Raw genomic sequence first — 23057 nt, forward strand, 5'->3', positions numbered from 1 at the left:
CTAGGGCATGTTATTCAAACTTTCCATGTCAGGGTTAAAAAGTAAGCTGAAAGATTATATCGTCTTACTTGTCGGTCTTGTCATGTCTATCTCAATTTTTTATATGTTCCAAACGTTAGCGCTGAATAAAGCGTTTATCGAATCCAACTCAGTTATTCAATCAATTGGATTTGTATTCCAAGCAGGCTCATTTTTACTAGCCATTATAACGTTCTTCTATATTTTGTACGCGAACTCTTTCTTATTATCTCTTCGTCAAAAAGAGTTTGGTATGTATATGATGTTAGGAGCAAAAAAGCATAAAGTTACATTACTTATGTTTATTGAAACAATCGTATTAGGTGCTGCGTCTCTTGCGATCGGTATTACAGTTGGTGTAGGACTTGCAGAAGGTATCGGTCAGTTATTAATGAAACAATTAGAATTTGCAGGTGAAGGGTATAAAGCATTTTACCTACCATCTATGACTGTTACTTGTATTTTCTTCTTTGCACTATTTGTATTATCAGCAATTATGAATAGTATTAAGTTATCACGTATTTCTGTACTGCAACTTGTACATGCAGACGCACAAACAGAGCGTGTTGCGGTAAAAGGAAAAATGACAGGTGTAGTTGCATTCCTTGCGGTTATTTTATTAGGCATTGGCTATGCATCAATGATTTACATGGAAAAACTAAGAGAAATGGGAATCCTTATTGCATTAATTACAACAACAGCTGGTACTTACATGCTATTTGGATCACTTCTTCCCGTTATTATTAAAAAGTTAAAAGGTAATAAAAAGCGTAGTGAAAAAGGACTTAACGCTTTTACATTTGCACAATTAAACTTCCGTATTAATAGCTTAACAAAGGTACTTGCAACAGTAGCGATGTTAGTTGCGCTTGGAGCAGGTGCCATTTCAGGTGGTATGGCGTTTAAAAATAATGTTATCAAAATGTCTGATGGTTTCGTAATATATGATTCAGTAGTTCATAATCCTACAGCTGAAGAAAAGAAAATTTTAAATGGTATTACATTTAAAGAAAAAAATGAATATCGCTATAAAGTTGATGATAAATATGTTTATTATGTAAAAGAAGATTTAGAAAAAAATCGACCTTTAGTAAAAGATATGACAAATATGAAGTCGATGAAGGATTTTGTGAATACAAAGAAGGTTTCACAGGAACTACCAGTAGGCGCAGTTTCTAGAGAAATGAATGAAAAAGATGCGAACGCTAAAGAAATGCCAGAAGAATGGAACGAGGCTTTTAGAACAATCCAGCCATTCTACGTACATGAAGATCATGCAATTAAAATTGTAGATCAAAAATTATACGATACTGTAAATGGTAAAGAAGGAATCGTATTTACTGGAAAAACAGATGATTTTGAAGCGCACAAAAAAGAATGGAAAAAACTTGACGAGTTGCAGCTAGATAAATATAAAAATGTAGCAGTTGAAAGATTAGATAGTAAATATCAAACTTACGACATGTTATACGGCGTTGCGAGCGGAACAGTGTTTATGGGATTCTTCCTTGGAATTGCTTTCTTAGCAATGATGGCAAGTTGTCTTATGTTTAAAATTCTTTCAGGTGCATCAAAAGATATTACGCGTTATCAAATGCTTCGTAAAATTGGAGTGCGCCGTGAATTATTAACAAAATCGATTTATAAAGAGTTATTCTTAGTATTCCTATTCCCAGCAATTGTAGGTATTGCTCACGTATTAGTTGGTATGAATATTTTCGGATTTATTTTAATCGATCCGTACTTCCGTATTTGGGTACCAATTGTAATTTTCGTAGTTATTTACACGATTTATTACTTCATTACCGTTCAATTATATAAAGGAATTGTTCTTCCTAAGGAAGATTAATAAAAAACCGAGCGAAACTGCTCGGTTTTTGTTATTTTCAGAAAAAACACTTTAATGTTACTGAAATATATAATATAATATAAATAAGTAACATAATATAAAAGTAGAAGCAGCTGGAAAATGAAAGGAGGAATCCGATCAGTAAAAAGAGACTGAACCTTTATCCCCACATTTTTTCTAACCACACCGCATTTGTACAATCGTAAGTTTCCACATTAAAAATTGCTGAAACCACAGAAGTATATTGTAAAAATAATGGATAATACATGGAAATCTCATAGCGTGATAAGGTAAAATGGACAACATGATGAGAAAATTACCGTTCATAAGATGAGGAGAATACATGTATGGAAGTTGTAGAGGCATTAAAAGATATAAGCCAAATTGAGGCGATGAAAAAGTATTTAAAAGAGCACTCACAGCGAGATTATCTTTTATTTGTTATTGGAATTAACACAGGATTAAAGATTACTGAGCTACTTAGTATGAAATTTGAAGAGATATTAAATGAAGATGGAACTGTTAAAGAGTTTTATTCTCTTCCTGTGAAAGATGAAAAGTTTAAACAAGATATTTATTTAAATACAAAAGTAAAAGAAGCACTTTTAGAGTACGTACAATCTATTGATGTGAAAAGAGAAAACTACGTATTTCAATCTAATAAAACGAAAAATTCAATTACACGTCAACAAGCGTATCGTGTAATTCATAATGCTGCTGAAGCGGTTGGGATTGTTGGAAAGATTGGAACGAACTCAATGAGAAAAACATTTGGATTTCACGCGTACAAAAGGGGAATAGCAATTGCGCTATTGCAAAAGCATTTCCATCACGCGACACCTTCAGAGACATTAAAGTATTTAGGAATCTCAAAAGATGAAGAATTTAAAACCGAGATTGATGTTGATTTGTAAAAGCCGTAACTAAAAACTTTAGGAGGCGGGAATATGAATATTCGAGAGAGTGAGCTACCGGGCATTGGATGTAAGTTTGAAGTAATTACAAAAGGCAATGAAAAGCTGGTTATTGTAATTCATGATGATGGCCGAAGAGAAATGTATCATTTTGATGCAGATCATGATGAAAGTATTTCAAGCATTTCTCTTCGTGATTCTGAAGCGAGACAAATTGCGGCTATATTAGGCGGAATGGTATATAGACCGCAAGCTTTAGACACGATTGAGATGGCTTTTGAAGGATTATCAATTGAATGGTTTAAGGTGGAAAATCATGCACCAGTCGTACAAAAAACAATTGGTAGCTTACATGTCAGAAAAACATATAACGTAACGATTATTGCTATTTTAAAAAAGAATATGAAGAAATTCTTTAATCCAGGTCCAGACTCTATTATTGAAGCTGGCGATATGCTCGTGTTATCAGGCGCGAGACATGAAGTGAAAAGAATTATTAATGAATTGCTTTCAGCAGGAGGTGATTCATAATCGATGGATACTTTAATCTTTGAAGTTGGAACTGCGTTAGTATTAGTAGCTTTTGCAGCTATCCTCGCTGCGAAGTTAAAGTTCTCGATTATTCCCTTTCTCATTATACTCGGTATGTTAGTGGGGCCTCATGCCCCCGATTTAGGACTTATCGATTTAAGGTTTATTGAAAGCGGAGAAGTTATTTCCTTCCTCGGCCGTGTTGGCGTCATATTCCTCCTATTCTATTTAGGTTTAGAATTCTCAATAAAAAAATTAATTAAATCAGGAAAATCAATTGCTTTTGGGGGGACTGTCCACATATCACTTAATTTCATATTAGGTTTGCTTTATGGATATGTTATGGGCTTCCCCTTATTAGAGACGTTAATTATTGCTGGAATCATTACAATTTCATCGAGTGCAATTGTTGCAAAAGTCATTGTTGATTTAAGAAGATCTGGTAATAAAGAGACTGAATTAATATTAGGAATCATCATGTTTGATGATATTTTTTTAGCTGTATATTTATCGGTCGTTTCAAGGTTAGTACTCGGTGGTGCCACATCATTTGTAGGTGCTCTTACATCGGTGTTAATCGCAGTAGGGTATATGCTACTATTCTTTGTAATCGCTAGAAAAGCTACGCCGTTTTTAAATAAAATATTAGATATTTCCTCAAATGAAATTTTTATTATCGTAATATTCGCTATTTTATTCTTCGTAGCAGGATTTTCAGAAACGATTCATGTCGCTGAGGCAATTGGAGCGTTATTGTTAGGACTCGTCTTTTCTGAAACAGAGCATAGTGATCGGATTGAGAAGCTCGTCGTCCCATTCCGTGATTTCTTTGGAGCCATATTCTTTTTCAGCTTCGGTTTAAGCATAGATCCGTTTTCGCTTGGAGGAGCAGTGTGGTTGGCATTAGGAGCAGTTTTCATTACTCTAATCGGCAATTTTACTGCTGGAATGGTTGCGGGACGTAAAGCCGGGTTATCCCATAAGGCTTCTGTGAATATAGGTTTAACACTCGTATCACGCGGGGAATTTTCTATTATTGTAGCGAATATCGGCATTGCGGGTGGCTTAATGGCAGCGATTAAACCGTTCTCTGCTTTATATGTTTTAATATTGGCATCGTTAGGACCGTTATTAACGAAAGAGTCTGGGAGAATATACTCTCTACTAGATAAGGTATTTAAATGGAGTGCGAAAGAACGTGCAAAGCGAGAAAAGGAAGTCGGATAGCATAAAGAGGCTGCATGAACTTCATGCAGCCTCTTTATATAGTGTTGCTGTTGTCGTTTTTTGTCGGTAAGTCGATATATTCTAATAATCGCTGATATATTGCAAGTTGCGCCGATATAATTTGATAATCGCTGATATATTTCGAGTTGCGCCGATATATTTCCAAAATCGCTGATATATTTTCAAGTGGCAATCAATATAATTTCATTTATCGAAAAACCATTATCTGAATTTCATCAACTATTAATCAGTTGCCTTCCTATTTAAAAACGACTACAATTTTACTGTTATAGATGAACGAAAAAATAGAATAGGAGGGGAGACTATGCCAAGGAAAGTATGGCTATTAGTAGCTGGGATGATTATTAATGTCACGGGTGCTTCTTTTTTATGGCCTTTTAATACAATTTATTTGCATGATCACCTAGGAAAATCTTTATCTGTGGCCGGAATGGTATTAATGATCAACTCGCTTACTGGTGTAATCGGAAACTTGCTCGGCGGTGTTTTATTTGATAAATGGGGCGGTTATAAATCAACTTTAGTAGGGATTGTCATTACACTCGTATCAATTTTAGGTCTTGTGTTCTTCCACGGTTGGCCATTATATGTTGTGTGGCTAGCGTTAATTGGCTTCGGTTCTGGAATGGTCTTCCCATCGATGTACGCGATGGTTGGTACGGTTTGGCCAGAGGGCGGAAGACGAGCATTTAATGCGATGTATGTTGGACAAAACGTTGGTATTGCGATTGGAACAGCGTGTGGTGGATTAGTTGCATCGTATCGTTTTGATTATATTTTCTTAGCGAACTTTATTTTATACTTTGTTTTCTTCTTAATTGCTTTTATTGGATTCCGTGGTATGGAAGACAAGAAAGAGCCAGGAGTACAAAAAGAAGTGGAAACGAAAAAAGGTTGGTCGCTTACACCTGGATTCAAAGCACTTCTTATCGTATGTGTAGCATATGCTTTATGCTGGGTTACATACGTACAGTGGCAAGGAGCAATTGCAACACATATGCAAGAATTAAACATTAGCCTTCGTCACTATAGTTTATTATGGACGATAAACGGAGCGATGATCGTTTGTGCGCAGCCGCTAGTTAGTATGCTAATTCGTTGGATGAAGCGTTCTTTAAAACAACAAATTATGATTGGAATCATCATTTTTGCGGCTTCATTCATTGTATTAAGTCAAGCGCAGCAATTTACGATGTTCCTCGTTGCGATGGTAACATTAACAATTGGTGAGTTATTCGTATGGCCAGCAGTTCCAACGATTGCAAATATACTTGCGCCAAAAGATAAGTTAGGGTTTTATCAAGGTGTTGTAAATAGTGCGGCGACTGTAGGAAAAATGTTCGGGCCGGTCGTTGGCGGAGCAATTGTGGATTTATACAATATGGAAGTATTGTTTATAGCAATCATGGTAATGCTTGTAGTAGCGCTTATCGCAACGAGCATTTATGATAAACGAGTAAAAGTAGAAGAAACAGTTGAAGAAAAAATTGCAGTTTAGTTTGACGGAACATGTTCACATGTTTTAGAATATATTTAAATAAAACAACCTTTAGAACAAGGGAGATAGCTCGGCTGTCTTAAGACGAATTCGTTAGTTATTAAAAGTAACGATTAACCGAGAAGCCCCGCTTTAAGTAAGCTCTTTAGAGATACGAAGTGGAGGATAGTTCAAATTAACTCATATGTGTAATAACAGTGAGAAGGAGTAGTAGTAATAGAAGCTGGTTTAGAGAGTTGACGGTCGGTGCAAGTCAATCCACGTTTCGTTATGAATTCGCCTTTGAGTTGCAGTTGTGAAATTAATAGTAGCAATTGCCGTTAATCCACGTTACGGATCTAAGCGAATGTATATTTGTACATTAATTTAGGGTGGTACCGCGGGAATCTATAACCTCTCGTCCCTTTCTAGGGATGAGAGGTTTTTTGTATTTTGGGCGGTGAAAATAAATAGAATTTCAAGGAGGGTATCTCATGAGCTTTAATCATCAAGAAATTGAGAAGAAGTGGCAAGGGTACTGGGAAGAGAATAAAACATTCCGTACGCCAGATGAGACAGAAAAACCAAAATTTTATGCACTAGATATGTTCCCATATCCATCAGGTGCAGGCTTACACGTAGGACATCCAGAAGGTTATACAGCAACAGATATTTTATCTCGTATGAAGCGTATGCAAGGATATAACGTTCTTCATCCAATGGGATGGGATGCATTCGGTCTTCCAGCAGAGCAATATGCACTTGATACTGGAAACAGCCCAGCTGAATTTACAGAGCATAATATTAATACATTCCGTAACCAAATTAAATCATTAGGTTTCTCTTACGATTGGGACCGTGAAGTAAATACAACAGATCCAAACTACTACAAGTGGACACAATGGATCTTCCTAAAACTATTTGAAAAAGGCTTAGCTTACGTTGATGAAGTACCTGTAAACTGGTGCCCAGCACTTGGTACAGTACTTGCAAATGAAGAGATCATCGATGGTAAGAGTGAGCGCGGTGGACATCCAGTTGAGCGTCGTCCGATGAGACAGTGGATGTTAAAAATTACAGCTTACGGAGATCGTCTATTAGAAGATCTAGATGAGCTTGATTGGCCAGAAAGCTTAAAAGATATGCAACGTAACTGGATCGGTCGTTCTGAAGGTGCCGAAGTACACTTCAACATCGACGGTACAGACGAGAAGTTCACAGTTTTCACAACGCGTCCTGATACACTATTTGGTGCAAGCTACTGTGTACTTGCTCCGGAACATGCACTTGTTGCTGATATTACAACTGCTGAACAAAAAGAAGCTGTAGAAGCTTACATTAATTCTGTAAAAATGAAGAGTGATTTAGAGCGTACAGAACTTGCGAAAGAGAAAACTGGTGTATTCACTGGTGCTTACGCAGTTAACCCAGTAAATGGTGAGAAATTACCAATCTGGATCGCTGATTACGTTCTTGCAACTTACGGAACAGGTGCTGTAATGGCAGTTCCAGCTCATGATGAGCGTGACTATGAATTCGCATCAACGTTCAATCTTCCAATGAAGGAAGTTGTAAAAGGCGGAGACATTACGAAAGAAGCATACACAGGTGATGGTGCTCACGTAAACTCAGCATTCCTTGATGGTTTAAATAAAGAAGAAGCAATCGCAAAAATGATTGAATGGCTTGAAGTAACGAGCGCAGGAAATCAAAAAGTAACGTACCGTCTACGTGACTGGTTATTCAGCCGTCAACGTTACTGGGGTGAGCCAATTCCAGTAATTCACTGGGAAGATGGCACAATGACAGCTGTGAAAGAAGAAGAATTACCATTAGTTCTTCCGAAAACAGAAAACATTCGTCCTTCAGGTACAGGTGAATCACCACTTGCTAACATTGACGAATGGGTAAATGTTGTTGATCCTGAGACTGGGAAAAAAGGTCGTCGTGAAACGAACACAATGCCACAATGGGCTGGTAGCTGCTGGTATTACTTACGTTACATCGATCCAAACAACAGCGAAGCACTTGTAGATCCTGAAAAAGTAAAACAATGGCTTCCAGTTGATATTTATATCGGTGGTGCAGAACACGCTGTACTTCACTTACTATATGCTCGTTTCTGGCACAAAGTATTATACGATATCGGTGTAGTTCCAACGAAAGAGCCGTTCCAACAATTATTCAACCAAGGTATGATTCTAGGTGAAAACAACGAGAAAATGAGTAAATCAAAAGGTAACGTTGTAAACCCTGATGATATTGTAGCAAGCCACGGTGCAGATACACTTCGTCTATACGAAATGTTCATGGGACCATTAGATGCTTCAATCGCTTGGTCTGAAAATGGTCTTGACGGAGCTCGTCGTTTCCTAGACCGCGTATGGCGTCTATTCGTTCAAGATAACGGTGAATTAAGTGAGAAAATCACTGATGCACCAAATAAAGATCTTGAAAAAGCTTACCACCAAACAGTGAAGAAAGTAACAGAAGACTATGCAGAGCTTCGCTTCAACACAGCGATTTCTCAAATGATGGTATTCATTAATGATGCATACAAAGCTGAAACACTTCCGAAAGAATATGTAGAAGGTTTCGTAAAAATGATTGCACCAGTTGCACCTCACATCGGGGAAGAGCTATGGAGCAAACTTGGATACAATGAAACAATCACATATGCAAGCTGGCCAACATTTGATGAGTCTAAACTTGTAGAAGATGAAGTTGAAATCGTTGTTCAAGTTATGGGTAAAGTTCGCGCAAAACTAACAATGAGTAAAGACGCATCAAAAGAAGAAATGGAACAACTTGCACTTGAAGCAATTAAGGACCAAATTGAAGGGAAAACAGTTCGTAAAGTAATTGTAGTTCCTGGAAAACTTGTTAACGTTGTTGCAAACTAATTCATTCTAAATAAAAGCTCAGAGTATTTATGCTCTGAGCTTTTTTGTGTAGAAAATAATCTCCGGATCACCTTAGTTTAAGTTTTCAATTATTCCACTACGTACAAATAAAAGAGCGGAATTCCAATATAGACAAACACCTATTTTTCTATAGGAAATATGATAAAAAAGGTAGGCTAAATTGAGTAGAAGAGGTGAAAGGAATGAAAGGGATGGACAATAATGCACCACACGGATTTTTCGGAGGTGGTTCGGATAGTTATGAACAAATGATGTTAATGGGAGGAGCTGGCCAACAAGGGTACGGTGGAATTCCGAGCTGGATGGGCGGAGCACCTGGAGGGTTTTCAACATCAGTAGCTGGGGTACAAACTGGAATTCCCACATTAACAGGAGGATTTCCATCATCGGTAGCTGGAGTGCAAACAGGAATTCCCACATTTGTTGGCGGAGCAGCGGGAGGAGTACCAACTACATTCCCATCTTTCGTTGGAGGAGTACAAACAGGATTTCCGGTACCAGGAGTAGGTGTTGTGGCAGGCGGAGTAGGTGGTTATCCACAAGGTTTTTACGGTCAACATGGCCATCATCACCATCAAGGCCACCACGGTCAACATGGCCATCATCACCATCAAGGCCACCATGGTCAACATGGCCACCATCATCATCAAGGTCAACATGATCATCATGGACACCATCATCATCAAGGTCAACATGGCCATCACCACCACCAAGGTCACCACGGTCAACATGGACACCATCAACAACAAGTACATCACCACGGCCACCATCATATACATCCACAGGCTGTTCTTTATCAAACTCATCAGGGGCAACATGGTCACCACGGTCATCATGGCCAACAAGGTCAACATGGTCAACATGGCCATCATCACCATCAAGGCCACCACGGTCACCACGGCCACTAAGGTCAACATGGCCATCAAGGCCATCACGGCCACCAAGGTCAACATGGTCATCAAGGTTACCAAGGCCAACAACACCAACAACACCAACAACACCAACAACACCAACAACACCAACAACACCAACAATACCAACAGTATCAACAACAACAATCTTCTCCTTGGACAGGTGGAATTGGAGCAGGAGGAGCGGGGGCAGCAGCAGGAGCGGCTAGCATTAGTGGAGCTGCAGGACATGCGGGACACGTAGGTCATTAATGATTGCCAGAAAAAAAGACATAATAAAAAACTGCTAGGAAATCCTAGCAGTTTTTTTCAGCTTCTTGGCGTTGACGTTCGATTTCAGCACGAAGTTGTGGTTCTGGTGCTTGCCAGCCTTCAGGTTTTAGAATTTTACCGTCACCTTCGCGGAATCGAGGTTTCCCGTCAGGGAATAGTTTTGCCATGTTTGCGTTATTTACAATTTCGAATCCTTTATCAGGACGTACGCCCATTTCGGCAAACGTGCCGAATGCAAAGTAAATAAGGTCAATCAGTGCATCATATTGATCTTCAACAGTTGTTGCTTCTAGAAATTCTTCTAGCTCTTCTTGCATAAAACTCGCACGGATTTTTGCGCGTTCTTCTGTTAATTTTGTTGGAGTATTTGTCACAGGATGTCCGAATACTTCATGCATTTTCGCAACAAGTTCGTACCCTTTATCTAAACCTTTTTCGTTTGTCATGTTGTTTCATCCTTTCTCGCTTTGTCCGAATCTCATTGTAACATAGGGTGATTATGAAATGAAAAGAACATCTTATAGAAAATAAGATGCTCGTCTGTTATTCTTCTTTCTTAATTAAAATGGATAAAATAAGATCGATGCCAAATATACCAACGAGTAACATTGGTATAACGACAAGTAAATAACGTGTGAAGGAAACATTTTTTAAATATGTATGAGCAAATAAAAAGACGCCGAGAAATAAAATACCATTTAAAATAGGCTTTACTAATTTTTTAGACATAAGCTCCCCCATAAATATCTTCTCTCTCTATCTAAAATAAAAACTCCTCTTTCCGTTGTATCATGCTGGAGAGAGGAGTTCAATCATTTCTCATTCAATTACACCAGAATTTGTAATGTTTACGGTGTATTTTATAGTAACTGGAACATCTTTATACATTTGTCTCCATTCTTCTAATTTGAATGCGCGATAATGTTGTTTATACTTTGCACCTAGCCCGAGAGGATCGACGCCTAAAGATTTAAGGTGCTTAATTAGCTTAGCAGCTTGTTTATCTAATTGTTTTTGGACATCTTTTTCAATATTTTTTGTGTTCTTGTTATTTTCTAAGTTAATTTGTTTTGATAGTTCTTGAATACGTGCATCAAGACGAACGTTAATGAAAAAGGAAGGTTTTCCGTTTTTAATTTTTATATCGTAAGTTGGAACAGAACGAATATTATTAATCATTACGTACGCAGAGTCTGTTTTAAATTCATGTGAATCTAATTTATGTTTCTCTAATAGTCCTTTAAATATGAACATATCTTTTTCTGCAATTTTACCGATATATTTATCCTTTTTAAAAAGGCCAATTCCGGTAATTTTTATTTTATCACCATGCTTCTTTAGAATGGGAATATAGTAGTCTTTTCCTTCTTGATAATAGCGAAATGCACCTATATGTAGGTTATCCGTTGGTAAAGGACCGGTCTTCATATTATGTTCTAGCAATTTTTTTATATAAATTGCAACGTTGTATGAAGTCGAATATTTGCCTTTTAAAAGTTCAGTACCATTTCCGTCTAATAAAGCAGCATATAAAGCATTCCCAATGTTTACATCTCGAAGTAATGTATCGAATGAAGTAGACATTCCTGTTTTGGCAAGTCTTATCGTATATAGAGCGACACGCATTTGCCCACTAGCAAACGGTTGAGAAGACTCTAACGATGTGTCTGCTTTTACTTGTTTTACCGCATTTGCGGTGCCTTCAAAAACTTGAACTTTATTTCCTTTTTTCTGAATGGGACAAACGAATGTCACTTTTACTTTTTTATCTTTTGCAACATCAAATACTGTTCCTTGAATAAGTTGTACATCATCGATAATATTTTTTTGTAAACACCCAGTTAGACTGAAGAATGTTATACAAGAAATAAGTATTAATTTGCTTGTGCTTTTGATTTTTTCCATTTTCTTTTCACCCACACAATAATAAATAGAATTGGGATGTATACATAAATGAGCCAAAAACTAACTTTTGCTGCATTACTAATAAAATTGTTAATATCGTGCCTGTTTGTTAAAAGTTGTGAAACAATAAGCGTAATAAAGATAAAAGCAATTAAAATACCTCTTTGTTTTACACGAAATATTTCGTGAGTTGCTCTCATTGAAGCCCATAAAGGGAGGATAAAACTTGAAATAATAACGAGTGCATAGCCTGAAATTGCAATATATTCAAGTCTTTCTATAAATGGCAATTGAATGACTTGGGTCATAGAAAGTTGGGGCCATATCGTTTTTAATAATTGTTTTTCACTAAAAAATGCAAAGGCTAAAAGGGTACTAAATACATATAGTAGATTTGAAAATAGTGCTCCGTATTGAGCAAATTTATGAGACTGCATAGGCTTTTTTACAAATGGATAAACCATGAGATAAACCTCAAAACCAGTCATACTGTAGATTGACATTTGAGCGGATTTTAAAATATCTGAAAGAGAATGTGTGAATATAGGGAGTACATTATCCCAATGCGAGTATTTCAAAACGAATAGGCTCAGAAATAAATACCCAATTGTACCACCAACAGAGATGACGCAAATACCGGTAATTACACGAAATCCAGAAGAGATAATGTAATAGCTAACTAAGCACAAAAAGAGTGTTAACATAAAGGTGGAAGCGGTAGGAAACATCCATACTTGAATAATTTCAACATACGTTCGAATAACCGAAATACTGACGATTAAAAAATAAGCTGCAAAGATGATATTAAAGACATTCCCTATCCACTTTCCAAACGTTTGCCTTTGTAAATCAATTAAATTTCCATTTGTTTCTTTTAATAAAAAATACATCATCCATATAAGAAGATGGATACAGAGCCCTGTGATTAGAACGCCCATCCAGCCGTCGTATCCAGCGGCCTTTGCAATGATTCTAGCGAAGCCAAGAACGCCAGCTCCAAACTGTGCACCGTGAATTAAGAAGAAAACAAAGATAGGAGATATTTGATATTTTTCTTGAACTTTACTCATCAAATGCACCTCATTTCTTAATCATCAAAGTCTGATCTATGTTTCGTTGAAATTCCTTTTGCTGCTTTTTTTACATGTTGTGGCCTTGCTTGTACATCCCGTGTATCAATCATTGTTAAAGGGAAACGGATCCAAGAATCTTTAACAGATTGTTGTCTTGTTGGGTAGAACAAAGCGTACGGCTTGCGTAAAGAAGTAAGTCTAAATAGATGCGTAAATAAGAAGATAAATCCAAGTGAAATCCCGAAAAGTCCTCCTATTTCTGCAAATATGAGAAACGGGAAACGTAGTAATCGAACCGCATTACCCATTTTATAAATAGGTGTAATAAAGGAAGCGAGTGCTGATAAGGCAACGATAATTAATAAAATATTACTCGTTAAACCAGCTTGTACAGATGCTTGCCCGATTACGATACCGCCTACAATACCGAGCGTTTGACCAACTTTCATCGGTAACCTTGCCCCAGCTTCTCTCAGTAAATCGATTGCGAGTTCTAAAAAGAGTGCTTCAATTAAAGGTGGGAATGGTACTTGCGCCCTTGATAAAATTAAAGTTTCAAGTAAATCACTCGGAATGAGTTCATAATGATAATTTAAAACTGCAACGTATAACGGTGTAGCACATATAGAGAATAAAACGGAAATAAGACGTAAAACCCTTGAGAATGTAGCGTATAGCCAAGAGACGTTGTAGTCTTCTGGTGAAATGAAAAAATCGAAATAGGATACAGGTGTTAGTAAAACACTTGGAGAACCGTCCACAAAAATAGCGATTTTCCCATCGATTAGTGCTTTTGTAACTCTATCAGTGCGTTCTGTATTGATATAGAGAGGGAAAATCGACTTTTCTCCCATCAATTCTTGTAAATAAGCACTATCATTAATTTGATCATATTCAAGAGCACGTAAAGACTCCTCTAGAAAATCAACATTATCTTTTTCAGCAAGGTTGTCTAAATACATCATGACAACTTTTGTTTTGGAAAACTCACCGATAATCATCTCTTTTGTTTGTAAATCTAAAACAGGAAGACGTTTTCGTACTAAATTTATGTTTGTATCAATATCCTCTACAAAACCTTCTTGCGGACCAATAACAGTCGATTCATTTAAAGGAGGAGTTGGTGCACGATAATTATCAATTGCAATATTTGCGAGCATACATTTTTGATCTTGTTGATTTACTTGAACAATCGCATGCCCCTTTAAAACCATGTCCTCAATTTTTTGTAAATCGTTCGTAATTGTAATGCCGCTCATCGGAATATGTTCCTTCAGCTCTTCTAGTGAGGCGTTAGGTCGTTCTAAAAGAGTAGGCATTAAATACTTTTGCAATTTCTCACCATCAAGCGAAGGTCGATAGTAAGAAATCCAATAAGGCATCGTTTCATCGTCAGATGTGTGGTAATTAACAAAATCACTAGACTTTTTCAGCTTCTCTATTAAATCTTGTAAAGAATGAATACGGTCTTTTTCTGGTTTCGTAAAATCATAAATACTATTACCTTTAGAGTTTTGTTGCTTATCCTGATTTGAGTTTTCTTGTTTAGAGTGTTGCTGTTTATCTTGTGCTAAATTATCTTGCTTGGAGCTTTGCTGCTTATCCTGGAATGAATCATCCTGATCGGAGTCGTCTTGCTTAGAATGATTCTGTTGCCCTTGATTCGAGTCGTCTTGCTTAGAGTGTTGCTGTTGACCCTGATCGGAGTCGTTCTGCTTAGAATGATTCTGTTGCTCTTGAGAAGATTCATCTTGCTTAGAGTATTGCTGTTGACCCTGATCGGAGTTGTTCTGCTTAGAATGATTCTGTTGCTCTTGAGAAGATTCATCTTGTTTAGCACTTTGTTGCTGATTTTGATTCGATTGATTTTGCTGCTTATCTTGAGAAGATTCCTTGTGTTCCTCTTTTTTTTGCTCGCTATTGTTACCTTTATTATGTTTCGTACTTCTAGTCTGTTCTTTGTTGTCATCCTCTTGATTGTTAGGTTTTTGCTCCGAATTATCTGTTTCGTTTTTCTCTGTTGTATTTGATTTTTTTTTCTTACGTAGCCAATTCCAAATCATATGTATGCCCTCTTTGATTGTGTAATATAGTGCTATTTTGTGGCTAATTTTGTATATTATTCATTTATTTATGAAAAGAAGGAGGAGATTCGTTTGCATAGAAAAAAACCTTTAGTAAGCAGTACATACTATGACGAGAAGAGGGCGAGTCTGTGCAAATTGTAAAAAAGGAGAAATTTATTTTAAATGAGTTTACATTTGAAAATGGTAGGACAATTCCTGTTCAAATGGGGTATGAGACGTATGGTACTTTAAATAGAGGAAGGTCAAATGCGATTTTGGTTTGTCATTATTTTAGTGCAACTAGTCATGCTGCAGGAAAATATACAGCGCATGATGAGGAGTCTGGCTGGTGGGATGGTTTAATTGGACCGGGAAAAGCAATTGATACAAATAAATACTTTGTTATATGCACTGATAATCTTTGTAATGTGCAGGTGAAGAACCCTTATGTAATTACAACGGGACCGAAATCGATTAATCCGGAAACCGGAGATGAATATGCGATGGACTTTCCGGTTTTTACATTTCTTGATGTAGCGCGTATGCAATATGAGTTAATAAAAGATATGGGAATCGCAAGGCTACATGCTGTAATGGGACCGTCAGCTGGCGGGATGATTGCGCAGCAATGGGCTGTTCATTATCCTCATATGGTAGAGCGGATGATTGGTGTTATTACGAACCCGCAAAATCCAATTATTACGTCGGTAAATGTAGCGCAAAATGCAATTGAGGCTATCCGGCTGGATCCAAGTTGGAAGGGCGGAAAATATGGAGAAGTGCAGCCAATGAAGGGGCTTCATTTAGCAAATAGAATGATGTTTATGAACGCGTTTGATGAGCATTTTTATGAAACGACATTTCCTCGTAATAGTATAGAGAAGGAATCTTATGAAACATTTTCTGTATTAACATCATTTGAGAAAGAAATTAACAAAGTGACAAATAGAAGTATAGCTTTAGTTGATGCAAATTCATGGATGTACACTGCGAAAGCAGTTTTATTACATGATATTGCACATGGATTTTCGTCTTTAGAAGACGCACTGTCTAATATAGAAGCAAATGTACTTATGATTCCGTGTAAACAAGATTTGCTTCAGCCTTCACGTTATAATTATAAAATGGTAGACCTATTGCAAAGACAAGGGAAGTATGCGGAAGTATATGAGATAGAGAGTATAAATGGGCATATGGCGGGAGTATTTGATGTTCATTTGTTTGAAAAGAAAGTTTATGAATTTTTAAATCGGAAAGTGTCTAGTTTTGTGTAGAAAATAAATGATGTGAAAAAGGTGCAATGTATGTAATAGGCACCTTTTTTTACATGATTTGTAGACGAAAAATATATGTGGCAATTGCTATACCGAAGAAGGCGATACTAAGCAATAGAAACAAGAATGACATTTCTTGTGGTGATTTTATCTTTCTATTATTTTTCATACTAAGAGCAATAATTGCAGCGATTAAGAAAATGATGCCCATAATGAAAAGAAAAAGTGTCATTTTCATTGGCTCCTTTCATAAAACAAGTATATTGAGGATACAATGCAAGAGTTATGTTTGTAAAGGATAAGTTTTACGAGAAAATTGAGAAATAAATTCCCTATTCTTTGCGTTCTTTCTTTCGCATGCTAAAATTGATGAGAAATGGTTGTTTAAAGAAGAAATTAAAGGTTTTATTGTATATAAGGAGGAACGACATATGACAGAAGTGAAAACAATTACTACAGAAGAAGTGCAAGAGCGTTTAGAAAAAGGAGAAACGTTATTTTTAGTAGACGTAAGGGAAGATGAAGAAGTAGCAGCAGGAAAAATTCCAGAAGCTGTACATATTAAAATGGGTGATATCCCAAATAAAGTAGATTTCTTTGATAAAGAGAATGAATATATCTTTATTTGTCGCTCAGGAATGCGCAGTGAAAATGTATGTCATTATTTAAATGAGCAAGGCTTTAAAACAGTGAACATGGTTGGCGGTATGCTTCAATATGAAGGCGAAATCAAATAAGTAGTTTAAAAAACTTGAAACGAGTCTGTTTCAAGTTTTTTTCTTTTGCATACAGTGTACAAAAGGGGGATAGGTAAATGGGGATTAACTTACGGAAAGTAAAAATTATAAATAATACAGGGGCTGTTAATGTCGGCGATTGTTATGATATCTCACCTTTAGCTGTAGCAAAAGTATATGCAGGTGCTGGAGGATCGAGTGCGGCTATTTTTTTAAATGGGAAAAGACAGCCGGAAGCGGTAATTCGAACATCGGTGTTTCTTCCGCCATTAGCAACGAGTACACGTACATTAGGTTCATAGAGGAAAGGTAGAGTGTAATTATGCCTGCTCATATAAAAGAGTTTGTTATTGTGAATAATACTGGGAATATATTTACCGGTGATAATTTGAGTGATACTTCATTTACTGCTACGAAATCGTATAGTGGTTCAATGGGATGCACTTGGATTGATGTTGTTACAGTAATAGGAACGGAGACGAAGCTATGTTTACAGCCAGGTGATTCGGTGACGACAACGTATACGAGAGGTACTCCTGCTGGTACTGTAACAGGAACAAATATGGGGCAAAGTGTAAATGCATCGGGTATAGCACAAGCTGTCCCTAATACAGATAATATGGATTCAGTTGCTGGACTCCCTTAAGGAATTAAGGGAGTTTTTATTATTTAAAATAAAAATAGTCTTTGAGATTATTTTTGTAAATACATATTAAGAAGAGGTTTGTAATGTAAAAAAGATGGTGTGTAGGTGGTGAAAGTGTGAGAGAGCGCGATAATAAAAGGCAACAACATTCGTTAAACCCTAATTTTAGAATTTCACCAGAACTTATTGGGCCCACTTTTCCTCCCGTTCCAACGGGATTTACTGGTATTGGGATTACTGGTCCAACCGGTCCACAAGGCGCGACTGGCCCACAAGGACCAAGAGGATTTCAAGGTCCGATGGGAGAAAGGGGGCCAACAGGGCCTCAAGGTGTGCAAGGTATACAAGGAGCGGTTGGACCAATAGGTGCAACGGGATCAGAAGGACAGCAGGGGCCACAAGGATTGAGAGGACCACAGGGAGAAACCGGAGCGACAGGATCTCAAGGAGTACAAGGGTTACAAGGGTCGATTGGTCCAACTGGAGCGACTGGGGCACAAGGAATACAGGGAATACAAGGATTACAGGGGCCAATTGGAGCGACAGGACCTGAGGGATCTCAAGGAATTCAAGGAGTGCAAGGAGAGATAGGCCCGACGGGTCCCCAAGGTGTTCAAGGTCCGCAAGGAATTCAAGGAGTAACGGGGGCAACAGGAGATCAAGGTCCGCAAGGGATTCAAGGCCCACAAGGTGACATAGGTCCAACCGGCCCACAAGGAATTCAAGGCTCACAAGGTTCTCAAGGAATCCAAGGAGCGACAGGGGGAACAGGAGCACAAGGCCCACAGGGAATCCAAGGTCAGCAAGGTGACATAGGTCCGACTGGGCCACAAGGTCCAACTGGAATCCAAGGGATACAAGGAGAGATAGGTCCAACAGGTCCAGAAGGCCCAGAGGGACTTCAGGGCCCGCAAGGAATACAAGGTGTTCAAGGGCCAGTTGGAGCAACGGGTCCAGAGGGTCCTCAGGGAATACAAGGCATTCAAGGACCGATAGGAGCAACCGGTCCACAAGGTTCTCAAGGAATACAGGGAATACAAGGTGTGCAAGGGATAACGGGAGCAACTGGAGCACAAGGAGCAACTGGAATTCAAGGGATACAAGGGGAAATAGGAGCAACGGGTCCAGAGGGTCCCCAAGGAGTGCAAGGAGTACAAGGAACGATTGGTCCAACCGGTCCGGTGGGGCCACAAGGAGTGCAAGGAGTACAAGGAATTCAAGGAGCGACGGGCGAACAAGGAGTGCAAGGTCCACAAGGAATACAAGGAATCCAAGGTCCGACGGGAGCAACAGGAGATACGGGGGCAACCGGAGCGACGGGAGAGGGAACTACCGGTCCAACAGGAGTAACCGGTCCAACAGGGGTGACTGGCCCGTCAGGAGGACCAGCAGGACCGACCGGCCCAACGGGGCCATCAGGTCCGGCGGGAGTGACAGGTCCATCAGGTGGGCCACCTGGCCCGACCGGAGCAACAGGTGCGACAGGAGTAACAGGAGATAACGGGGCGACAGGCTCAACTGGAGTGACAGGAGCGACCGGAGCAACGGGAGCAACCGGAGTGACGGGTTTACAGGGTCCGCAAGGAATCCAAGGTGTTCAAGGCGATATAGGTCCAACCGGTCCACAGGGTATTCAAGGTCCCCAAGGAATCCAAGGAGTAACGGGGGCAACCGGAGCACAAGGTCCACAAGGAATTCAAGGCCCACAAGGCGATATAGGTCCAACCGGCTCACAAGGAATTCAAGGTCCACAAGGTCCTCAAGGAATCCAAGGAACGACGGGGGCAACCGGAGCACAAGGCCCACAGGGAATCCAAGGTCCGCAAGGTGACATAGGTCCGACCGGCCCACAAGGTCCCCAAGGAATTCAAGGCCCGCAAGGAATTCAAGGTCCAACGGGAGCTACCGGAGCAACCGGAGCAACAGGTCCCCAAGGAATTCAAGGCCCGCAAGGAATTCAAGGTCCAACTGGGGCAACCGGAGCAACCGGTTCACAAGGTCCAACTGGAGATACAGGTCCAACCGGAGCTGGAGCCACTGGAGCGACCGGGGCGACTGGAGTTAGTACAACTGCAACATATGCATTCGCGAATAATACATCAGGAAGTGTTATTTCTGTTTTGTTAGGTGGCACGAATATTCCGTTACCGAACAATCAAAATATTGGCCCAGGAATAACCGTTAGTGGTGGAAATACTGTATTTACAGTTGCGAATGCAGGGAATTATTATATAGCCTATACAATTAATTTAACAGCAGGTTTACTTGTAAGTTCCCGTATAACTGTAAATGGCAGTCCGCTTGCGGGAACGATAAATGCTCCGACAGTGGCTACTGGTTCATTTAGTGCAACAATCATTGCTAACTTGCCTGCTGGAGCTACTGTTAGCTTACAATTATTTGGAGTAGTTGCGTTGGCTACATTATCTACGGCAACGCCAGGAGCTACTCTAACGATTATTCGATTGAGTTAATAAGAGGAGAGCCTTGAAACTTTTATGCTTCAAGGCTTTTTATTTGTTAGAGCAAAAACATCGCAGTTCGAAAATATATTATAATAGAATGAAAAGAGAGAAATTTGGCAGAAAGGGAGGGTGGCGATGCAGGAGATGGTTACAGATTTTTTGGGACGCCCACTTCAAGATTTACGTATATCTGTCATTGATCGTTGCAATTTTAGATGTACATATTGTATGCCAGCGGAAGTGTTTGGGCCAGATTATGCTTTTTTAAAAGATGAGTTTTTACTGACGTTTGATGAAATTGAGCGTTTAGCAAAACTATTTGTTAGCATCGGTGTACGAAAAATTAGACTTACTGGTGGCGAGCCACTACTTCGTAAAGATTTAACAAAACTTATTGCACGTCTCGTGAAAATTGACGGGCTGTTAGATATAGGGTTAACGACCAATGCAATTCATTTAACGAAGCAAGCAAAAGTATTAAAAGAAGCTGGATTACATAGAGTAAATGTTAGTTTGGATGCAATAGATGATGATGTATTTAAGGCTATTAATGGCCGAAATATTAATACGAAACCTGTTATAAAGGGAATTATGGCTGCAAAAGAAGCCGGGCTTGATGTAAAGGTAAATATGGTTGTGAAAAAAGGGATGAATGATCATCAAGTACTTCCGATGGCTGCGTATTTTAAAGAGCAAGGAATCCCGCTTAGGTTTATTGAGTTTATGGATGTTGGTAGTACAAATGGATGGAACTTTGATCAAGTTGTTACGAAGCGAGAGTTAATTGAGATGATTCATCGCGTGTATCCGCTTGAGCCAGCTGAAGCGCATTATTTTGGTGAAGTTGCGAAGCGATATCGTTACGTTGGAACAAATACCGAAGTCGGTTTTATTACTTCTGTTTCTGAGTCCTTTTGTTCCTCTTGTACGAGAGCGAGAATTTCAGCAGATGGAAAGTTTTATACTTGCTTATTTGCAACAGAAGGACTAGACATAAGGGAACTTCTTAGAGGAAATCTTTCGGATGAGGAGTTAGTAAGCGTTATACAAGATGTATGGATGAATAGAAAAGATAGGTATTCGGATGAACGGACAGAAGAAAGTGCGAAAAATCGTCCGAAAATTGAAATGTCTTATATAGGGGGATAAGAAGGGAGGCTATCGTATGCAGGAGCGATATTCAAGACAAATATTATTTGCTGGTGTTGGAGAAGAAGGGCAGAGAAAAATTAGAGAGAAGCATGTGCTTATTATTGGTGCGGGAGCTCTTGGCGCAGCAAATGCAGAAGCGATTGTTAGAGCAGGTGTGGGAAAAATAACAATTGCGGATCGTGATTATGTAGAATGGAGCAATTTACAAAGGCAACAGTTATATACAGAAGAAGATGCAAAGCAGTATAAACCGAAGGCGGTAGCAGCGGCAGAGCATTTAAAAGCGATTAATTCTGAGGTGGAAATAAATCCAGTTGTGACTGATGTAACAGTGCAAGAAATGGAAGAGTTAGTGAAGGATGTAGATTTAATATTAGATGCAACAGATAATTTTGAAACGCGTCTTCTTATTAATGATATTTCACAAAAGTATAATATTCCATGGATATATGGTGGTTGTGTCGGAAGCTACGGAGTAACGTATACAATTGTACCAGGAAAAACACCGTGTTTCCGCTGTTTAATGGAGCATCCAGCAAGCGGAGCAACATGTGATACGGCTGGTATTATACAGCCGGCGGTGCAATTAGTAGTTGCGCATCAAATAACAGAAGCGTTGAAAATATTAGTAGAAGACTATGGGGCGCTTCGCGAAACGATGTTATCGTTTGATCTTTGGAATAATCAACAGATGGCATTTAAAGTGAATAGACAGAAAAGAGAAACGTGTTTATCTTGCGGAAGATTACGTACATATCCGAGTTTAACATTTGAAGCACAGACGAAAACAGAAGTGTTATGTGGACGAAATACAGTACAAATTCGTCCAGGTGTGCGGAATGAATTTAATTTAGAAGAAATTAAAAAGCGCTTACAAAGAAGTGTGGATGTAAAGGCTACTCCGTATTTAGTATCGTTTCTGGTAGAGGAATTTCGTTTTGTTTTATTTACAGATGGCAGAGCTTTTATTCATGGGACGAATGATATAAATGTAGCAAAACGTTTATATGCAAGATATATAGGTTGAACCTAAAGGGAAGTCCTTTAGGTTCAACAGGGAGAAGGTTAAGACTTTCTCGCATAATCTCCACTTTTTCCACCTGTTTTTTCAAGTAAGTACGTTTCGCCAATAATCATACCTTTATCAACAGCTTTACACATATCGTACACGGTAAGAGCGGTAGCGGAAGCAGCTGTTAAAGCTTCCATCTCAACACCGGTGCTACCTTCTGTTTTAACTTTTACTTCAATCAGTAATCGATATTGTTCATCGGATTGTTTCCAATCGAAAGAAACGTCAACACCTTTTAATAATAAAGGATGGCACATTGGGATAATATCAGAAGTGCGTTTTGCAGCCATAATACCAGCGATTTGTGCAACTGCTAATACGTCACCTTTCCCGATTTCATTATGAGAGATTTTATCGTAAATTTCTTTTGTAACGACAATGCTAGAGCACGCAATTGCTGTTCGAACGGTTGCTTTTTTGTCGCTTATATCAACCATTTTCGCGCGTCCTTGGTCATTAAAGTGTGTGAATGAAGACATGGAATTCCTCCTTGAAGTAATTTCTATTTAATATATAAAGTTT

General features: G+C 38.7%; 20 protein-coding genes, 1 pseudogene and 1 other annotated feature. Of the genes and pseudogenes, 14 read left to right on the top strand and 7 right to left on the bottom strand.

The window, feature by feature from the left end; all coding sequences use genetic code 11:
* The first annotated feature begins 7 nt into the window (after nucleotides 1–7).
* From QCI73_RS03845 to QCI73_RS03875, 7 genes and pseudogenes are all read left to right on the top strand, one after another.
* A complete protein-coding gene (locus QCI73_RS03845) occupies nucleotides 8–1867 on the top strand; it encodes an FtsX-like permease family protein (RefSeq protein WP_353822534.1) in 1860 nt (619 codons plus the stop codon).
* A 347-nt stretch (nucleotides 1868–2214) separates the two neighbouring features.
* Entirely contained in the window at nucleotides 2215–2781 is a 567-nt protein-coding gene (locus tag QCI73_RS03850) for a tyrosine-type recombinase/integrase (protein WP_000454214.1), read from the top strand.
* A gap of 33 nt (nucleotides 2782–2814) precedes the next feature.
* The gene (locus QCI73_RS03855; protein WP_001026038.1) at nucleotides 2815–3312 is read left to right on the top strand and encodes a cation:proton antiporter regulatory subunit; all 498 of its coding nucleotides are present in this window, start codon (nucleotides 2815–2817) and stop codon (nucleotides 3310–3312) included.
* A gap of 3 nt (nucleotides 3313–3315) precedes the next feature.
* Nucleotides 3316–4539: a cation:proton antiporter gene (locus tag QCI73_RS03860; RefSeq protein ID WP_353822535.1), complete on the top strand. Its 1224-nt coding sequence runs from the start codon at nucleotides 3316–3318 to the stop codon at nucleotides 4537–4539.
* A 325-nt stretch (nucleotides 4540–4864) separates the two neighbouring features.
* Nucleotides 4865–6058, top strand: a complete 1194-nt coding sequence (locus QCI73_RS03865; RefSeq protein ID WP_001971233.1) for an MDR family MFS transporter — start codon at nucleotides 4865–4867, stop codon at nucleotides 6056–6058.
* A 188-nt stretch (nucleotides 6059–6246) separates the two neighbouring features.
* Nucleotides 6247–6466 (top strand) — a binding site (T-box leader).
* Nucleotides 6467–6531: 65 nt separating this feature from the next.
* Entirely contained in the window at nucleotides 6532–8940 is a 2409-nt protein-coding gene (leuS, locus tag QCI73_RS03870) for a leucine--tRNA ligase (RefSeq protein WP_327922321.1), read from the top strand.
* 203 nt (nucleotides 8941–9143) lie between these two features.
* Nucleotides 9144–10124 (top strand): annotated as a pseudogene (locus tag QCI73_RS03875) (hypothetical protein).
* A 44-nt stretch (nucleotides 10125–10168) separates the two neighbouring features.
* Here the strand turns inward: QCI73_RS03875 and QCI73_RS03880 are convergent.
* From QCI73_RS03880 to QCI73_RS03900, 5 genes are all read right to left on the bottom strand, one after another.
* Nucleotides 10169–10591, bottom strand: coding sequence for a pyrophosphohydrolase domain-containing protein (locus QCI73_RS03880; protein ID WP_000180554.1), 423 nt, complete (start codon nucleotides 10589–10591; stop codon nucleotides 10169–10171).
* 97 nt (nucleotides 10592–10688) lie between these two features.
* Nucleotides 10689–10874, bottom strand: a complete 186-nt coding sequence (locus QCI73_RS03885) for a hypothetical protein (RefSeq protein WP_000038779.1) — start codon at nucleotides 10872–10874, stop codon at nucleotides 10689–10691.
* Nucleotides 10875–10964: 90 nt separating this feature from the next.
* Nucleotides 10965–12050, bottom strand: a complete 1086-nt coding sequence (gerHC, locus tag QCI73_RS03890; RefSeq protein ID WP_353822536.1) for a spore germination protein GerHC — start codon at nucleotides 12048–12050, stop codon at nucleotides 10965–10967.
* A complete protein-coding gene (locus QCI73_RS03895) occupies nucleotides 12020–13120 on the bottom strand; it encodes a spore germination protein (protein ID WP_353822537.1) in 1101 nt (366 codons plus the stop codon). The genes gerHC and QCI73_RS03895 overlap by 31 nt, the downstream gene beginning before the upstream one ends.
* Before the next feature lie 17 nt (nucleotides 13121–13137).
* On the bottom strand, nucleotides 13138–15186 hold the full coding sequence (locus QCI73_RS03900; protein WP_353822538.1) for a spore germination protein: 2049 nt from the start codon (nucleotides 15184–15186) through the stop codon (nucleotides 13138–13140).
* A 152-nt stretch (nucleotides 15187–15338) separates the two neighbouring features.
* Between QCI73_RS03900 and QCI73_RS03905 the strand changes: the two genes are divergently transcribed.
* The gene (locus QCI73_RS03905) at nucleotides 15339–16463 is read left to right on the top strand and encodes a homoserine O-acetyltransferase family protein (RefSeq protein WP_353822539.1); all 1125 of its coding nucleotides are present in this window, start codon (nucleotides 15339–15341) and stop codon (nucleotides 16461–16463) included.
* A gap of 49 nt (nucleotides 16464–16512) precedes the next feature.
* On the opposite strand, the gene QCI73_RS03910 is transcribed toward QCI73_RS03905, so the two are convergent.
* Complete coding sequence (locus tag QCI73_RS03910; protein ID WP_000171883.1) at nucleotides 16513–16695, bottom strand: hypothetical protein; 183 nt, start codon at nucleotides 16693–16695, stop codon at nucleotides 16513–16515.
* A gap of 199 nt (nucleotides 16696–16894) precedes the next feature.
* On the opposite strand from QCI73_RS03910, the gene QCI73_RS03915 reads away from it, so the two are divergent.
* From QCI73_RS03915 to QCI73_RS03940, 6 genes are all read left to right on the top strand, one after another.
* Nucleotides 16895–17200 carry a rhodanese-like domain-containing protein gene (locus QCI73_RS03915; protein WP_000141202.1) on the top strand — a complete coding sequence of 102 codons (306 nt, stop codon included), beginning with the start codon at nucleotides 16895–16897 and terminating at the stop codon, nucleotides 17198–17200.
* Between the two features lie 77 nt (nucleotides 17201–17277).
* A complete protein-coding gene (locus tag QCI73_RS03920; RefSeq protein ID WP_000512463.1) occupies nucleotides 17278–17502 on the top strand; it encodes a spore germination protein in 225 nt (74 codons plus the stop codon).
* Nucleotides 17503–17522: 20 nt separating this feature from the next.
* A complete protein-coding gene (locus QCI73_RS03925; protein WP_087968339.1) occupies nucleotides 17523–17846 on the top strand; it encodes a hypothetical protein in 324 nt (107 codons plus the stop codon).
* Nucleotides 17847–17962: 116 nt separating this feature from the next.
* Nucleotides 17963–20320, top strand: coding sequence for a BclA C-terminal domain-containing protein (locus tag QCI73_RS03930; RefSeq protein ID WP_353822540.1), 2358 nt, complete (start codon nucleotides 17963–17965; stop codon nucleotides 20318–20320).
* 126 nt (nucleotides 20321–20446) lie between these two features.
* Complete coding sequence (gene moaA, locus QCI73_RS03935) at nucleotides 20447–21460, top strand: GTP 3',8-cyclase MoaA (RefSeq protein ID WP_262724639.1); 1014 nt, start codon at nucleotides 20447–20449, stop codon at nucleotides 21458–21460.
* A 16-nt stretch (nucleotides 21461–21476) separates the two neighbouring features.
* Nucleotides 21477–22490, top strand: a complete 1014-nt coding sequence (locus QCI73_RS03940; RefSeq protein WP_262724638.1) for a molybdopterin-synthase adenylyltransferase MoeB — start codon at nucleotides 21477–21479, stop codon at nucleotides 22488–22490.
* 38 nt (nucleotides 22491–22528) lie between these two features.
* On the opposite strand, the gene moaC is transcribed toward QCI73_RS03940, so the two are convergent.
* Complete coding sequence (gene moaC / locus QCI73_RS03945; RefSeq protein ID WP_000094140.1) at nucleotides 22529–23014, bottom strand: cyclic pyranopterin monophosphate synthase MoaC; 486 nt, start codon at nucleotides 23012–23014, stop codon at nucleotides 22529–22531.
* Nucleotides 23015–23057: the final 43 nt, after the last annotated feature.

Source organism: Bacillus cereus group sp. MG16, assembly GCF_040459875.1.
Lineage (GTDB): Bacteria > Bacillota > Bacilli > Bacillales > Bacillaceae_G > Bacillus_A > Bacillus_A paranthracis.

Excerpts from the sequence above, each read along its gene's own strand:
- QCI73_RS03900 (WP_353822538.1), bottom strand. The coding sequence starts at position 15,186 with ATGATTTGGAATTGGCTACGTAAGAAAAAAAAATCAAATACAACAGAG.
- QCI73_RS03940 (WP_262724638.1), top strand. The coding sequence starts at position 21,477 with ATGCAGGAGCGATATTCAAGACAAATATTATTTGCTGGTGTTGGAGAA.
- QCI73_RS03920 (WP_000512463.1), top strand. The coding sequence starts at position 17,278 with ATGGGGATTAACTTACGGAAAGTAAAAATTATAAATAATACAGGGGCT.
- moaC (WP_000094140.1), bottom strand. The coding sequence starts at position 23,014 with ATGTCTTCATTCACACACTTTAATGACCAAGGACGCGCGAAAATGGTT.
- QCI73_RS03915 (WP_000141202.1), top strand. The coding sequence starts at position 16,895 with ATGACAGAAGTGAAAACAATTACTACAGAAGAAGTGCAAGAGCGTTTA.
- QCI73_RS03910 (WP_000171883.1), bottom strand. The coding sequence starts at position 16,695 with ATGACACTTTTTCTTTTCATTATGGGCATCATTTTCTTAATCGCTGCA.
- QCI73_RS03865 (WP_001971233.1), top strand. The coding sequence starts at position 4,865 with ATGCCAAGGAAAGTATGGCTATTAGTAGCTGGGATGATTATTAATGTC.
- QCI73_RS03880 (WP_000180554.1), bottom strand. The coding sequence starts at position 10,591 with ATGACAAACGAAAAAGGTTTAGATAAAGGGTACGAACTTGTTGCGAAA.
- QCI73_RS03855 (WP_001026038.1), top strand. The coding sequence starts at position 2,815 with ATGAATATTCGAGAGAGTGAGCTACCGGGCATTGGATGTAAGTTTGAA.
- moaA (WP_262724639.1), top strand. The coding sequence starts at position 20,447 with ATGCAGGAGATGGTTACAGATTTTTTGGGACGCCCACTTCAAGATTTA.
- gerHC (WP_353822536.1), bottom strand. The coding sequence starts at position 12,050 with ATGGAAAAAATCAAAAGCACAAGCAAATTAATACTTATTTCTTGTATA.
- QCI73_RS03850 (WP_000454214.1), top strand. The coding sequence starts at position 2,215 with ATGGAAGTTGTAGAGGCATTAAAAGATATAAGCCAAATTGAGGCGATG.
- QCI73_RS03845 (WP_353822534.1), top strand. The coding sequence starts at position 8 with ATGTTATTCAAACTTTCCATGTCAGGGTTAAAAAGTAAGCTGAAAGAT.
- QCI73_RS03895 (WP_353822537.1), bottom strand. The coding sequence starts at position 13,120 with ATGAGTAAAGTTCAAGAAAAATATCAAATATCTCCTATCTTTGTTTTC.
- QCI73_RS03925 (WP_087968339.1), top strand. The coding sequence starts at position 17,523 with ATGCCTGCTCATATAAAAGAGTTTGTTATTGTGAATAATACTGGGAAT.
- leuS (WP_327922321.1), top strand. The coding sequence starts at position 6,532 with ATGAGCTTTAATCATCAAGAAATTGAGAAGAAGTGGCAAGGGTACTGG.
- QCI73_RS03860 (WP_353822535.1), top strand. The coding sequence starts at position 3,316 with ATGGATACTTTAATCTTTGAAGTTGGAACTGCGTTAGTATTAGTAGCT.
- QCI73_RS03885 (WP_000038779.1), bottom strand. The coding sequence starts at position 10,874 with ATGTCTAAAAAATTAGTAAAGCCTATTTTAAATGGTATTTTATTTCTC.